Source organism: Paenibacillus nuruki (genome assembly GCF_001721045.1).
Classification (GTDB): domain Bacteria; phylum Bacillota; class Bacilli; order Paenibacillales; family Paenibacillaceae; genus Saccharibacillus; species Saccharibacillus nuruki.
In genome coordinates, this window is sequence record NZ_MDER01000061.1 from 1 (window position 1) to 14312 (window position 14312).

Below are 14312 nucleotides of genomic sequence, written 5' to 3' on the forward strand. Positions count from 1 at the left end.
AAGTTTATATATTAATTATAGTAAAAGAATTTATACAACTTAATGTATTTATGAAATCCATTTTAACAAAGGGGACTGTAATGAAAGCCAATCATTCAACTCGAAAAGCAATCGTCATTGGAGCAGGCCCAGGAGGACTCGCAGCAGGAATGTTACTTGCTAGTCAGGGATATGAAGTGAACATGTACGAGAAACAGTCTGTTGTCGGTGGACGTTCTTCACAATTGAAGCTAGGGGAGTATCGTTTCGATCGCGGAGCTACTTTTTTAATGATGCCTCATTTGATCGAAGAATTATTCCGTGTATCCAAGCGTTCACTATATGATTATGTAGACATGCAAGAATTAACACCAATGTACAGCTTACATTTCGGTGATAAAGTATTCCAACCTTCACGAGATCGAGAAGATACGGCTGCGCAGATCGCAACGCTTTTCCCCGGTGATGAGGCGGGGTATTATCGTTATCTGGAAGAAGAAGATGTGAAGCTGGAAAAAGTCATGCCTTTGTTGCGGAGACCTTTTTCCAATTTGACCGATTATATGCGTAGTGATGTATTCCGCGCATTACCTAAGCTTCATCTAAACGATACGGTATATGGACGATTGTCTAAATATTTCAAAGATGAGCGATTGAAGATGTCATTTGCTTTTCAAGCTAAATATTTAGGAATGTCTGCTTGGGATTGTCCGGGAACCTTTACGATTTTGTCGTATCTGGAACACCGTTATGGACTTTTTCATCCTAAAGGCGGAATCAACGCTATATTCGAAAGTATGGCTAAAGTAATCTCTGAACACGGAGGTCACGTACATACAGGTGTAGGCGTGAAACAAGTCATTACCGAAGGACGTACAGCCAAGGGGGTTGTACTGGACAACGGGGAGACTGTATATGCAGATCATATTGTAATTAATGCTGATTTCTCTACAGCGATGAATCAATTATTTGCACCCGGTGTATTGCGCAAATATTCACCAGACAAGCTAGCTGCCAAAAAATATTCTTGTTCTGCGGCGATGTTATATCTAGGTGTCGATGGAGCTATTGATCTACCCCATCATTCGGTTCATTTCTCTGAAGATTATCATCGCAATGTAGATGAGATTATGAAGAAAAAAACATTATCAGAAGATCCATCGATCTATGTGCATAATCCATCCGTTTTAGACCCAACACTGGCTCCTGCTGGCAAAACAGCACTATATATTTTGATGCCAACACCGAATTTAACAGGTGAAACGGACTGGGAAGCGAAGCGTGAACAAGTGAAAGAACAGATGTTATCCCGGGCAGAGATGATTCCTCAATTAGCTGACTTGCGTGAACGGATTGAAGAAATGAGCTTTTTCACACCGCTGGATTGGGAACAACAATTAGATGTATATCAAGGAGCAACGTTTAACCTAACGCATCACTTGGATCAGATGATGACATTCCGTCCGCATAATCGTTTTGAAGAATTAGATGGTGTATGGCTAGTAGGTGGAGGAACGCATCCGGGTAGTGGATTGCCGACTATTTTTGAATCTGCACGTATTAGTACCAGTATGATCTTTAAGCAGGATGGAATCGTGATTACCGATGAGACTCATGCCGATCAAGTGATGACCGAGGTTACTCATTCATGAAACGGCATGTAGCAATCGTAGGTAGCGGTATAGGTGGCTTAACAACGGCTTTACTACTGAGCAAGCAAGGTGTACAAGTAACTATATTTGAGCAAAGCAATCGTGTTGGTGGACGCATCGCGTTTGAATACGAAGGGGAAGAACGGATTGATCAAGGACCGACAATTGTACTGCTACCTGAAATGCTTCATGGTATTATGGAAGAAGCTGGTGTGGCACGTAACAAAATTCCATTGATTGAATGTGATCCACTGTATCGTGTTCATTATCCAGATGGCAAAGTACTCACCAAACATCGCAAGCCTGAAGTGCAGGCAGAAGAAGTAGAACGTGTTTTTCCGGGGCAAGGTGCTAACTTTAGCCGCTTTATGCGTGAAATGCGTCCATTATTTGCTAGAGGACAAGCTTCATTTCTAGAGCGTGATTTTCCCAAGTGGAAACATTTTTTCACTCCAGATAATCTAGCATTAATGCTTAATCTTCGAGCGTATCGTAATCTGAGTAGTGCTGCGGGACTGTATTTCACAAATGATCAGTTGCGTGAAGCTTATTCGTTACAAAGTCTGTATATCGGCGGGATTCCAGAAAAAGCACCAGGACTGTATACAATGCTCCCTTATGCTGAACATGCTTTTGGCATATGGATGATCAAAGGTGGATATGGAAGATTACCCGAGATTTTAGCGCAAGAATTAGCAGACCGCGGGATCAAGATTCAGCTTAATCGCACTGTTGAAAAGCTAGAAATTCAGCATGGTGTTTGTCTAGGGGTTCAGGTGGATGGAGAAAAACACCATTTCGATGCCGTATTGTATAATGGAGACTTCCCTAACATTTCAGCTTTAATGGACAAAGGAATCACCAAGCCACGTCGTAAACCATATCAACCTTCATCAGGTTGTGTGCTGATCTATGCGGGAACCAATCGTCGATGGGATGATATGTTAACCCATCAATTCTTTTTACCACCTAGTCTAAATGATAGTCTTAGACAAGCATTCAGTAATCGTCAGTTGCCAGAAGACCCTGCTTTTTATGTATTTAATCCCGTAGCAGTTGATCCCGATGCAGCGGCTGAAGGGCATAGTGTATTATACTTTTTGATTCCAGTGACCGATGAAGTAGGTATAGATTGGGAGAAAGATACACCACGTCTTGTCGAACATGTACTGAATGCGGCAGAACGTCGTGGATTTACAGATCTTCGTTCTTCGATCAAATGGACTAAAATACGTACACCTGTAGATGCTTTGCGTAGCGGATTATATGGAGGTGGAAGCTTCGGTATTGCTCCAGTGATTGGGCAGTCCGGTGTATATCGTCCACAGCCTAAGCCTTTTCCCCATATTCGAGGATTGTATGCAGCAGGCGCTTCGGTTCATCCGGGCGGCGGCGTACCTATTGTTATGCAAGGAGCAAGGATGGCTGCACATCAAATGTTAAAGGAGTTGGGAATTTGAAATCAATCCGAAAGGCTGATTTGCAAAATTGTGAAGAAATGATTCGTCATGGCTCGTCATCGTTTTATTATGCCTTTAGCTGGCTCCCAAGTCCGCAAAAAGAAGCGGTTCATGTGATTTACGCTTTTTGTAGAATGATTGATGATAGTGTAGATGAACCTGAACAATCGTTATACAGTATTCATGAACTCCAAGCTTTATTTAATAAGCTAGAGACCGCAGAAGGACACTTTATTTGGCCTTCTTTGCGTTGGTTATTCAGTGAGTTTCCGGGATTATCCAAAGCCCCATTCCGTCGTCAAATGGACGGTCAAACGTATGACCTTGCGTTTACTCGTTATTCAACGATGCGTGAATTAGAGCATTATTGTTATCTTGTAGCCGGAACCGTAGGCGAAATGTTATTGCCTGTGCTTAAAGGTGAGCATAGTGATGAGATTCGTCATTCAGGTATCGCATTGGGTAAAGGAATGCAAATTGTAAATATTATGCGTGATATCGGAGAAGATGGTAGACGAGGCAGACGTTATATTCCGCTTGAATTGTTGCAACGTCATCACTATACAGAAGAAGAGTTAGAAGCAGGCGTGATCGATGATCGTTTTCGCGCATTGATGGATGAATTGCGCTTTTTGGCAGAGCAATGGTTTGCCACAGGGCTTGGCGATTTAGCAGCTTATCCTCAGACCAGTGCATTTACGGTTGAATTAGCTGCGACTTTTTATGCTGGAATTATGGATGTTATTGTAGAAAATGAATACGATGTATTCACCAAGCGCGCGTATGTTACAGATGAACAAAAACGTGATATGTTGATCGGAATTGCGATGAGACACGGATTTACTACAGATATGCTTAAGCGATCGGTGGTTTCTTAATATGGGTTGGTTATTTTGGATCTGGTATAGTATCGGAACTATCTTGTTATTAACAATAGGTGTACCGAAAGTATTGGATTTTTCAAATGGACTTTTTCTCGTGTTTTATGCATTATATGCGCTCTATCTAATCCATAGGGCAGATCTTTTCAAAGAAATGTCCGACCAGTCAGTCAGTGGCTCTCTGAAGCCTCTATGGTCACGCCTTATCATATCTGGCGTGATCATCTGGCTAGGTGGTATGGGTTTAGAATGGGTTGGTGTACATAGTGGTTGGCCGTTTGGAGAATACGAGTATACCTCTGTTCTAGGCGCTTTGATTTATGGTGTACCCTGGACATTAGGATTTGCATGGATTGGTGTAGTCGCAGGAGGCGTGTTGTTAAGCAGTTCTTCTCATCGTTCTTCGGTAGATCGTCCATCCACATCGAATCAAGGTATGTATCTGCTCATTCGTGCATGCAAAGTAGGCATATGGGTGATCATTTTGGATCTTGTGCTTGACCCAGTTGCTCATGCACGCGGATTCTGGCATTGGGCAGAAACGGACGGATTTTACGGAGTGCCGTGGAGTAATTTTGTAGCATGGTTTATTGTAGGTGGATTATTGTCTATGGTGTTGCCGCGTTTGATTTTGACGTTAGGGATTTTGCGTCAGGCGACTTTTTTATATCAAGCGATGTTATTATTCTTCGGATTGTTAGCATGGCAAGCCGATATTGGTGGATCGATGATGGTTGCCTTGATCGGTATTATTTTAGCAGAGGGGAATTATCGTTATGATACCCGCAGGTAAATCAGCATCGTTTCAAATGGTATTTCGAAAGTATAATGAATGGTATCTTATTCGCCGTAATTTTCATTCTTTAACGATAACCGGTTCGCTAGATGCTTTACCAGCTCAGCAACCGGTTATTTATATTATGAACCATAGTTCATGGTGGGATGGGTTGCTGGCGTATCATGCATACAATCGCACTTCAGTAGGCGATCATTATATGATGATGGAAGAACGGCAATTGAAGCGGTATGATTTTTTTCGCAAAGCAGGAGCCTTTTCGATTGAAAAAGGCAGTCCTAGCGATGTACGGCAAAGTATGCGTTATGCCGCAGGATTACTTGAGCAAAGTAAACGGATATGGCTGTTTCCACAAGGAGAAATTCGCCATTTGGAGACACGTCCATTAACGTTCCGTCCGGGCATCGGATTATTATTACGACAAGCTCCACCGGAAACAGCTGTAATTCCTGTTACGTTGCATTATGGACTGTATCAGCAACCTCGATTGCAAGCTTCTTTACATATTGGAGAGCCTATTTTCCAAAATTGGAAACAGATCGGTTCCAGCGATTGTGCAGAGATGCTAGAAGATAGGTTAACTGTACAGTTGGATCAACATAGCCAGCAATTGCTATTATCCAAAGAAGGATATTTACCTGATGAAGTTCATCTTATTGGTAGGAAGCGCACCGTAGATGAGAAATATGATCAATATCGCAAAATAAGAAAAAGGTGAAATGATGCTATTGATCATGCAAGTACTTACAGTATGGCTAGCGATTCAGCTTTTATTTACGATCTGGAATTTATCTCGTATGCCCAAATTAGGCAAATCGTTATCTAGCCAAAGCACTTATTATCAACCTTCGGCAGACTCGCATGATCAGGCTGTAGCAGACCATACTAGTGGGAAGGATCAGCGTTCTAAGCCTATATTATCGATTATGATTCCAGCCCGTAACGAAGAGATTAATATTCGTCAGTGCTTGGAATCTGTATTGAATTGTCGTACCGATTCGATTGATATTGAAGTGCTGGTGATGAACGATCATTCAGAAGATCGTACAGTAGCTGAGATTCAGCAAGTGATGCAGCAAGATGATCGGGTACGCCTTTTTCATAGTGATCCTTTACCAGACGGCTGGATGGGCAAATCATATGCGTGTCATCAACTGGTGCAACATGCTCAAGGGAACTGGTGGTTATTTATTGATGCAGATGTAAGACTAGAAGTAGAAGGGCTAGAAGCCGCAATGGTTACCGCACGTTCTCAAGGCAAAGGTCTAATTAGTGGATTTCCACGGATGGAGACAGGCACATGGTTAGAAAAGATTCTTGTACCCATGATGTCATTTGTGATTGCGTATCATTTGCCGATTATGATGGTTCGTCGTAGTCGTAGCCCTTTCTTTGTGGCTGTGACAGGGGCATGGTTAATGATTCACCCGGACAGTTATGCTCGTTCAGGAGGACATGAAGGAATTTCCACTCAGATTGTAGAAGACATGGAATTAGCTCGTGCAGTCAAGCGAATCGGTGATCCGGTGACACTGGCTAATGTACAGCATTATACATCTGCTCGTATGTACCGCAATGCGGGACAAGTATGGGAAGGTTATAAAAAGAATATTTTTGTAGGTGCAGGACGTAGTCCTCTGCTAGCGATCGGGATTTCTATTTATTATGCACTGTTATTTATTCTGCCTGTGATTACCTTGATCTATAGTCTATGTACCTTAGATACCATGCTGATTGGCTGGTCATTGCTCAGTATTTTGATTGGAATGATCACCAAAAGCATCATTGATGTCTATCATGGTAAGCCGATCTGGATGGGAATATACATGCCTGTTAGTGCGGCTTGTCTGATCGGGATTATGATGGATTCTTGGCGTGCAGGAGCCAATGGTACAGGTTACAATTGGAAAGGAAGGAATTATGGATGAGTGATCGCAAAGCGCTGATTATTGGCGCTGGCTTCGGTGGATTATCTTGCGCCATCGGTCTAGCTTCACGCGGATATGATGTGACTATTTTAGAGAAGCAACTGACGGTCGGTGGCAAATTACAGCATATAGAAAAATCAGGTTATCAGTTCGACCGTGGACCAAGCACGATCACAATGCCTCATGTATTCCGCAGTGTATTTGAGCAAGCTGGACGACAGATAGAAGACTATGTAGATTTGTATGATCTAGAACCACGTACACGTAATATTTTTGCAGATGGATCAGTGGTAGACTTAAGTCGTCATGCTGAAGTGACAGCGGAACAGATTGCAATCTATAGCCCTGAAGATGCGCTTCAATATCCTCGATTTTTAGCAGAAGCGAAGCAGATGTATCTGGAAGCGAATAATCAATTTCTAAATACCTTATTACTGTCATGGCGTGATAAAATAAAGCCTTCTATGGGCAAAGGCTTACTTCGAGTACATCCATTAACAACATTACAATCGTTATTGCGTAAATATTTTCGCCATCCCAATACATTGATGTTATTCGGACGGTATGCCACTTATGTTGGCGCTTCGCCTTATCAAGCACCCGCTATATTTGCCATGCTTAGTCATGTGGAAGCAGAGCTTGGAGTGTATGGAGTACGTGGAGGTACATATCAGTTAATACGGGGATTGGAAAAGCTGGCGATTGAACTAGGGGTATCGATACGAACAGGCACAGAAGTCTCCCGAATTTTGGTACAATCAGGTAAAGCCATTGGTGTAGAAAGTAGTCTAGGTGATTATTTTGCCCCTGTTGTGATTATTAATGGTGATGTGCTCAGTATGAGTCAGATGTTATTAGATGAACATGAACGCCCTTCGCTTAGTGATAAGCAGATCGATCGGTATGAGCCTTCATTATCTGGCTTTGTGACACTTGCAGGTGTACCCCGTCAATATGATCAACTGCTTCATCATACGGTCTTTTTTCCGGAGCAATATGAACCTGAATTTCTATCGATCTTCGGGCAAAAGCGTCCGCCAACCTTACCAACATTATATATTTGCTATTCAGGTTATTCTGAAGCCCAGATGGCTCCGCCGCTGAGTAGTAATTTGTTTATTTTAGCCAATGCTCCTTATTTGTCAAAGGAGTGGGATTGGGAACTACAGCGTCAAGCCTATGGACATAAGATTGCGGCATTGTTAGAACAATACGGATTGGAAGATATTTCACAAGGACCGGTCTGGGAGCATTATACGCCTGCTGATATTCAGCGCGATACGTATGCTCATCAAGGAGCGATCTATGGTATTTCATCCAATTCGGTAAAGCAGACTTTTTTCCGTCCGGGTAATCGAAGCCGTGATGTACAAGGATTATGGTATGTCGGTGGAACAACACATCCAGGTGGAGGCACACCGATTGTGACATTATCAGGCCAACTTGTTGCTAAACATATTGCAAGTCAACATTAGAATCGAAACGAGGGCACATTATGAAATCTGAAGAAATAATACCTGAAGGACAGATTGCTGATCGTAAAAGTGCTCATGTTCGTCTTTGTCTGGAAGAAGATGTAGCAGGAGAAGGCGTAACTTCCGGTTTTGAAAAGTATCATTTTCGCCATCAAGCCTTACCAGAACTGGATTTCGCCACTATTTCACTACAAACTTCTTTTCTAAATCAACCGGTTGCTACACCTTTACTAATCAGTTCGATGACAGGTGGTAGTCAAGCTACCGGAGATATTAACAAACGTTTAGCGACTGTAGCCGAGCAACGTGGCTGGGCGATGGGACTAGGCTCTGTACGAGCTGCTATAGAGCATGATGAGTTAGCAGCTACCTTTAATGTGCGTCAACAAGCACCAAATATTCCGATTATAGCGAATCTAGGTGCTGTGCAGTTGAATTATGGATTTGGGATTGATCAGTGTCGACGTGCTGTTGATCTGGCTGAAGCCAGTGCATTGGTGCTTCATTTGAACAGTTTACAGGAAGTTTTTCAGCCTGAAGGTAACGTTAATTTTGCCGGTTTATTGTCACAGATTGAACAGATCGCCAAGCAGTTAGAAGTACCGATCGGTATCAAAGAAGTGGGTTGGGGAATCGATGGAGAGACCGCTCGATTGTTAGTGAATGCAGGAGCATCGTTTATAGATGTGGCTGGTGCAGGTGGGACATCTTGGAGTCAGGTCGAAAAGTTCCGCAGTATTGATCCTGTACGCCGCGCCGCTGCTGAAGCTTTTGCAGGCTGGGGCACACCGACAGCAGAGTGTATCGTAGATGTGCGTCAAGAACTACCCGAAATGACTATTATCGGTAGCGGTGGACTCAAAAATGGAGTCGATGCCGCCAAAGCGATTGCATTAGGAGCCGACTTTGCTGGATTTGGAAGATCGCTATTAGGAGCGGCTGTAGAATCGACAGAAGCGTTAGAACAAGTGTTAGCTCAAGTTGAATTTGAATTATCCGCCGCAATGTTGGGTATTGGAGCAGGAGATATCACTGCATTACAATCGACCACACGCTTGCGTTCGAACGTATAAGTATAGTCATATATATCTAAAATAGTTATCCTTTGGGCAGAAAGGAGTCAACATATGGCTGTATCCGAAGCCGAACAAGCACGCCAGCATACGATTCAACAGATTGCAGAACGATATCAACCTCTTTTTAAATATTTAAAAAGCAAAAAATGTCTCCGTCAAAAAAGTGGTGACTTTACATTTGATATTTCATTTACAGGCTCCAAGTACGGTGAATTGCGTGTATTTGTAAGTGTAGAGACAGCAATAGCACCTCCTGATGCCAATTGTGTTTTTATCAGTCCGATTGTAAATTTGACGCGTAAATACAAAAATATAGATAGTTATCATGTCATAACTATCAGCGAGCGAGAGCGGGTTATTGAAGAAATTTGTCGGTATATCGATGATTATGTTTTGCCGTTCTTTGCCCGCTTTGAACAGATTGAAGTTCTTTCACAAGAAGTCTCCACACAAGGATTTTTACCTCATCGCAAAAACTGGGATCGGTTCAGTCTGACCACCAAGCGCTTTCTAGAATTATATCCTCCTTCTTCTTAAATTAAAGATCCGTTGTATCTCGAAATCCAATCTATTTTGGATTTCTATCTTTATTTCTGAAAGAATTCTGAAAATTTCTGAATAATAGTACAAATTAACTATATTTTTTTGCAGCTCCTCTTCAAAACTCACACCTTTTGTACGATATATATGTAGTTAGGCATCTTGAGGACTACAGAATAGATAGAGGTATGAAGGAGGCAACATCAGTGAAAAGGGGCAAAAAAATTAAGTTAGGGTTACGCTTGAAATTATATCTTATGATTATCGTGCCATTGATTATAGTGGCTGTATTAACCATGTTTATTACACAAATATTAATTAAAGATGCTGCTTTATCTACAATGCAGTATAACAACCAAAACTTAGCTAAAAATACGATTGCTAATCTTAATTTAGCTGCTATTGAAAAGCTAGGCACGAGTAAAAATCCAGAACAACTTCAAGAATATCGCGATCTTCGTGACCAGTTGACTATGTTACGTCAAGAAACGGGATCATTATATATTTATTTGTTTAACTATGTGGATGGAAAATGGTTCTATACAGTGGACGGAGCCGCATGGGATGATGAGGACTACAGCAAATACGGAGACGAATTTGAATTTAGTTCAGGGATTGCTCCAGAGGTATTATCAGAACAAATGGTGACTACTGATGTAGCTACAGATCCGACATGGGGAGAATTATTTTCTACCTTTTCACCGATCAAAGACCCAAGTGGAAAAACGGTCGGATACTTGGGAATCGATATTTCGGCAAGTGCTGTGAATACAGTCTATTCAAGTACATTAAAACAGGCATATCAAATGGTTATTCCTGTATTTACAGTGGTTCTCTTGATTGCTGTTTTATGTGCAATGGCATTTATTCGCCGGATGTTACGTCAAGTGGGTGAGATCAAGACGAGTATGGAAAATGTCACTAAAGGTGATCTAACCGTACAATCGAAACGGATTACAGGAGATCAATTAGGCGATATCAGTGACTTGAATAATGCAATGGTCGCTCATATCACCGATATGATTACTAATATTCAGAACAGTTCGCATACGCTACAAGAATCGTCTCAATATATTTCAAAAGTTTCTGAAGGCACATTACGTCAGACAGAAGAGTTATCTCGTGCCATTCATGAGATTGCTACGGGTTCAACCCAACAAGCACAACAGACCGATGAAGCAGTACAACATTCAGAACGTCTAGGACAGATTATTGATGAAGTGGGCAGTTATGTAGATCGCTTCGGAGATACCGCTCGCCAACTGACTGAAGTGCGCGAACAAGTCACACAAGAACATCAACGATTGTTAGCACAAGGTAAGCAAAATGTTCAACAAATGCAGCATATGCAGTTGATGTCACGCACGTTAGCAGAACAATCACAACAAGCAGCGAATGTGAGTGGTCAAGTTCAAAGTATTGTAAAACAGACTCAGATCTTAGCATTAAATGCATCCATCGAAGCTTCTCGAGCAGGTGAAGCTGGTAAAGGATTTGCTGTTGTTGCGAGTGAAATGCGAAGTCTAGCACAACAGTCTGAAGATTCGATTCGTGAAATTGATATGATTTTAGGTAGCTTTGTCGAGCAAATCAATAGCATGAGTGGTCAATTTGATACAACCATGCAGTCTGCGGATCGACAAGAATCTCAGATTACTGAATGTATGGAGACATTTGAACAAGTGAGCCAAGTGTCTGAAGAAGTACACGGATTAGCTGTAAATCTAGCAGATCGTACAGCACATATGCAGAATATTCGTCATGAAGTAGAAGAGCAACTCAGTTATATCGCTTCAGCGACTGAAGAAACCTCTGCTATGACCGAAGAAGTATCGGCTAGTGCGCAAGAACAAGAACAGTCGGTTACTGAATTATCGACCATCTCTCAAAATCTAACGACACTGTCGAGTCAACTTCAAACTTTGACGAATAAATTTATCGTATAGTTGTTTGCCACACCGAGGGTTCTCATATATAATGAGTGTGGAAATTCATGTTCGTTTATTTATAAATTCAGATCAATAGGAGTTGTCATATAAATGGCTTTGAAAGCAGGTATTGTCGGATTGCCGAACGTTGGTAAATCTACTCTTTTTAATGCAATTACACAAGCAGGTGCAGAATCTGCGAACTATCCGTTTTGTACAATTGATCCTAACGTAGGGATCGTAGAAGTTCCAGACGAGCGTTTAGACAAATTAACAGAATTGGTTGTACCTAAGAAAACGGTACCTACTGCTTTTGAATTTGTAGATATCGCAGGTTTGGTACGTGGAGCAAGTAAAGGCGAAGGCTTGGGTAACAAATTCTTAGCGCATATCCGTGAAGTGGATGCGATTGTACATGTGGTTCGTTGTTTTGAAGATGAGAATATTACGCATGTTGACGGCAAAATCGATCCAATCAGTGATATCCAGACGATTAATCTGGAATTAATTTTGGCTGATTTGGATAGTGTAGAGAAACGCATCGAGCGTTCACGCAAAAATGTTAAAGGCGGTAACAAACAAACTGCTCAAGAAGTCGAAGTATTAGAGCGTATCAAAGAATCGTTGTACAACGATATGCCTGCTCGTAGTATTGAGCTAAGCGAAGATGAGCGTCTACTTGTTCGTGATCTTCATTTGCTAACGATGAAGCCTGTATTGTACGCAGCTAATGTGAGCGAAGATGGCGTAACTGAAGCAGATACTAATCCTTTTGTATTAAAAGTAAAAGAATTTGCTGAAGCTGAAAATGCGGTTGTTGTGCCAATCAGTGCTAAAGTTGAAGCAGATATTTCTGAGTTAGAAGATGAAGACAAAGCGATGTTCTTAGAAGAGCTAGGTCTAGCAGAGTCTGGTCTAAACCGTCTGATCAAAGCAGCTTACCAGTTGCTAGGTCTATACACTTACTTTACAGCAGGTGTACAAGAAGTACGTGCTTGGACAATTCGCAAAGGAACCAAAGCTCCTGGAGCAGCTGGCGTCATCCATACTGACTTTGAACGCGGATTTATTCGTGCAGAAGTCGTAGGATATGAAGATCTTGTGAATGCAGGTTCGATGAACGGTGCTAAAGAACGCGGACAATTGCGTTTGGAAGGTAAAGAATATTTGGTTAAAGATGGCGATGTTATGCATTTCCGCTTTAACGTGTAAGATTGATTATTTGAAATGATGATTAGCATATAACGTTGATCATTGAGCATAAGTAAAGAGTCCCGTTTTCCCTAAAGGAGAGCGAGACTCTTTTTTTATTCAAATTATTTTATTTTTAAAAATTAAGTTGTAAAATTCGTTCAGAAATTACCTTTGATTCATAAGTAAAGAAAAAGACAAAGTTTAGGGAAAGAAGCTCTTTTGCCTCACTATATATCATCTATATAAATTAAGAGGAAGCTAATTATGAAGCAATACCAAAATGAATTTCCCAACTCTTCGAGTCTAATGAATGAAAACTTAAGTACTATTGATCCCTTATTCACAAATAATAATAGTATTTCGCTTACTGCAGCTCCATCTGGTCCAGAAGTAAGAGCTGTAGTAGTAAATTATATTAGTAAAGAGCAAGTGCTACAGATGATTTGAGATTATACAGGGACGAGTGCTTCCATACTACGAGTAGCGTTTTACTCTGTAGGTGCTGGAGTGGCTGCGAGGGCTATTAAGTAAGGCAAGATTACCTCAAGTTATTGCAGTAGGTCAATAGATTCAACAAATTGCTAATGTTACTCCTTCTAATCAAATGCAACAAATCGTATTAGAATTAGCTGAGAATTATAAACAGTTTCTTGTATTACATTTATGCTTACTACATGGTAAGAGTTTCGTTTGTTGCCAATTATGTCGTATTGGACTTATACACAACAACTTCTTACCAAACATGATAATATAAAAATCCCCCTGTTATTAAATAGGAGGATTTCTTTTATGTTGTTTCTTATTTAATACTTCTTTATATAATTTGAAAAAAACATATATACAAGCTACAGAGAATAAAGCAACAAATAATTTGATTAGTAAGCCTTGAAATTCCAAGTAGAAGGCATTGAAAGCGTTAATAAAAGAAACAATGAAACCTATTATACTAGCAATCATCTGACTATTATATCCTTTAGAATTCTCAATGTTGACAGAATCATAAATTAATATACATAATCCATGAATTATTAAGCAAAAACCAGCTAACGAAAAATGAGATATTAACCCAAACAAAATAATTAAAATTACCCAAATAATCAGGGCAACAACGGGAAAGAAAATTTTTGATTTATTTATATTCATGTCTATAAATAGCCTCCAATTTGTTAACTACTTATTTATTATATCAAATTTTCTATTTGGTATAGATATTTGTAATAGCAAAATAAATAAATCAAATTATGGAGTTGTATATTTTAACATTAGTGGATATAAATTTTACTTAATTTTGAAAGGCATCGATTTTATAATATATAACAGGTATTTATCCATAAAAAAGAAATGCTCATCAGATCAACGAGCACCTTTCTCTTATACCCATCTGACTCTGCCGACGCGCACCC

Annotated in this window: 13 protein-coding genes; 12 read left to right on the plus strand and 1 reads right to left on the minus strand. The window is 40.7% G+C overall.

Translation table 11 applies throughout. From position 1 onward, the window contains the following. Window positions 1–80: 80 nt before the first annotated feature. From PTI45_RS16440 to PTI45_RS16495, 12 genes are all read left to right on the plus strand, one after another. Complete coding sequence (locus PTI45_RS16440; RefSeq protein WP_069328695.1) at window positions 81–1631, plus strand: phytoene desaturase family protein; 1551 nt, start codon at window positions 81–83, stop codon at window positions 1629–1631. Continuing rightward, window positions 1628–3091: a phytoene desaturase family protein gene (locus PTI45_RS16445; protein ID WP_069328696.1), complete on the plus strand. Its 1464-nt coding sequence runs from the start codon at window positions 1628–1630 to the stop codon at window positions 3089–3091. The genes PTI45_RS16440 and PTI45_RS16445 overlap by 4 nt, the downstream gene beginning before the upstream one ends. Further along, a complete protein-coding gene (locus PTI45_RS16450) occupies window positions 3088–3969 on the plus strand; it encodes a phytoene/squalene synthase family protein (RefSeq protein WP_083243577.1) in 882 nt (293 codons plus the stop codon). Before PTI45_RS16445 ends, PTI45_RS16450 begins: the two co-directional genes overlap by 4 nt. 1 nt (window position 3970) lies before the next feature. Continuing rightward, window positions 3971–4765 (plus strand): carotenoid biosynthesis protein, encoded by a 795-nt coding sequence (locus PTI45_RS16455; protein ID WP_069328697.1) that lies wholly within the window; start codon window positions 3971–3973, stop codon window positions 4763–4765. Continuing rightward, the gene (locus PTI45_RS16460; protein WP_069328698.1) at window positions 4749–5486 is read left to right on the plus strand and encodes a lysophospholipid acyltransferase family protein; all 738 of its coding nucleotides are present in this window, start codon (window positions 4749–4751) and stop codon (window positions 5484–5486) included. The genes PTI45_RS16455 and PTI45_RS16460 overlap by 17 nt, the downstream gene beginning before the upstream one ends. A gap of 16 nt (window positions 5487–5502) precedes the next feature. Then, window positions 5503–6696 (plus strand): glycosyltransferase family 2 protein, encoded by a 1194-nt coding sequence (locus PTI45_RS16465; protein ID WP_175425203.1) that lies wholly within the window; start codon window positions 5503–5505, stop codon window positions 6694–6696. Next, window positions 6693–8171: a phytoene desaturase family protein gene (locus PTI45_RS16470; protein WP_069328699.1), complete on the plus strand. Its 1479-nt coding sequence runs from the start codon at window positions 6693–6695 to the stop codon at window positions 8169–8171. Before PTI45_RS16465 ends, PTI45_RS16470 begins: the two co-directional genes overlap by 4 nt. Window positions 8172–8191: 20 nt before the next feature. Then, on the plus strand, window positions 8192–9244 hold the full coding sequence (fni, locus tag PTI45_RS16475; protein ID WP_069328700.1) for a type 2 isopentenyl-diphosphate Delta-isomerase: 1053 nt from the start codon (window positions 8192–8194) through the stop codon (window positions 9242–9244). 54 nt (window positions 9245–9298) lie between these two features. Further along, window positions 9299–9784, plus strand: a complete 486-nt coding sequence (locus PTI45_RS16480) for a hypothetical protein (protein WP_069328701.1) — start codon at window positions 9299–9301, stop codon at window positions 9782–9784. 209 nt (window positions 9785–9993) lie between these two features. Continuing rightward, window positions 9994–11733, plus strand: a complete 1740-nt coding sequence (locus PTI45_RS16485) for a methyl-accepting chemotaxis protein (protein ID WP_069328702.1) — start codon at window positions 9994–9996, stop codon at window positions 11731–11733. A gap of 93 nt (window positions 11734–11826) precedes the next feature. Further along, the gene (ychF, locus tag PTI45_RS16490) at window positions 11827–12927 is read left to right on the plus strand and encodes a redox-regulated ATPase YchF (RefSeq protein WP_069328703.1); all 1101 of its coding nucleotides are present in this window, start codon (window positions 11827–11829) and stop codon (window positions 12925–12927) included. A 246-nt stretch (window positions 12928–13173) separates the two neighbouring features. Further along, window positions 13174–13356, plus strand: a complete 183-nt coding sequence (locus PTI45_RS16495; RefSeq protein WP_069328704.1) for a hypothetical protein — start codon at window positions 13174–13176, stop codon at window positions 13354–13356. 321 nt (window positions 13357–13677) lie between these two features. Here PTI45_RS16495 and PTI45_RS16500 read toward each other — a convergent pair whose 3' ends face one another. Further along, the gene (locus PTI45_RS16500; protein ID WP_069328705.1) at window positions 13678–14052 is read right to left on the minus strand and encodes a hypothetical protein; all 375 of its coding nucleotides are present in this window, start codon (window positions 14050–14052) and stop codon (window positions 13678–13680) included. Window positions 14053–14312 lie beyond the last annotated feature (260 nt).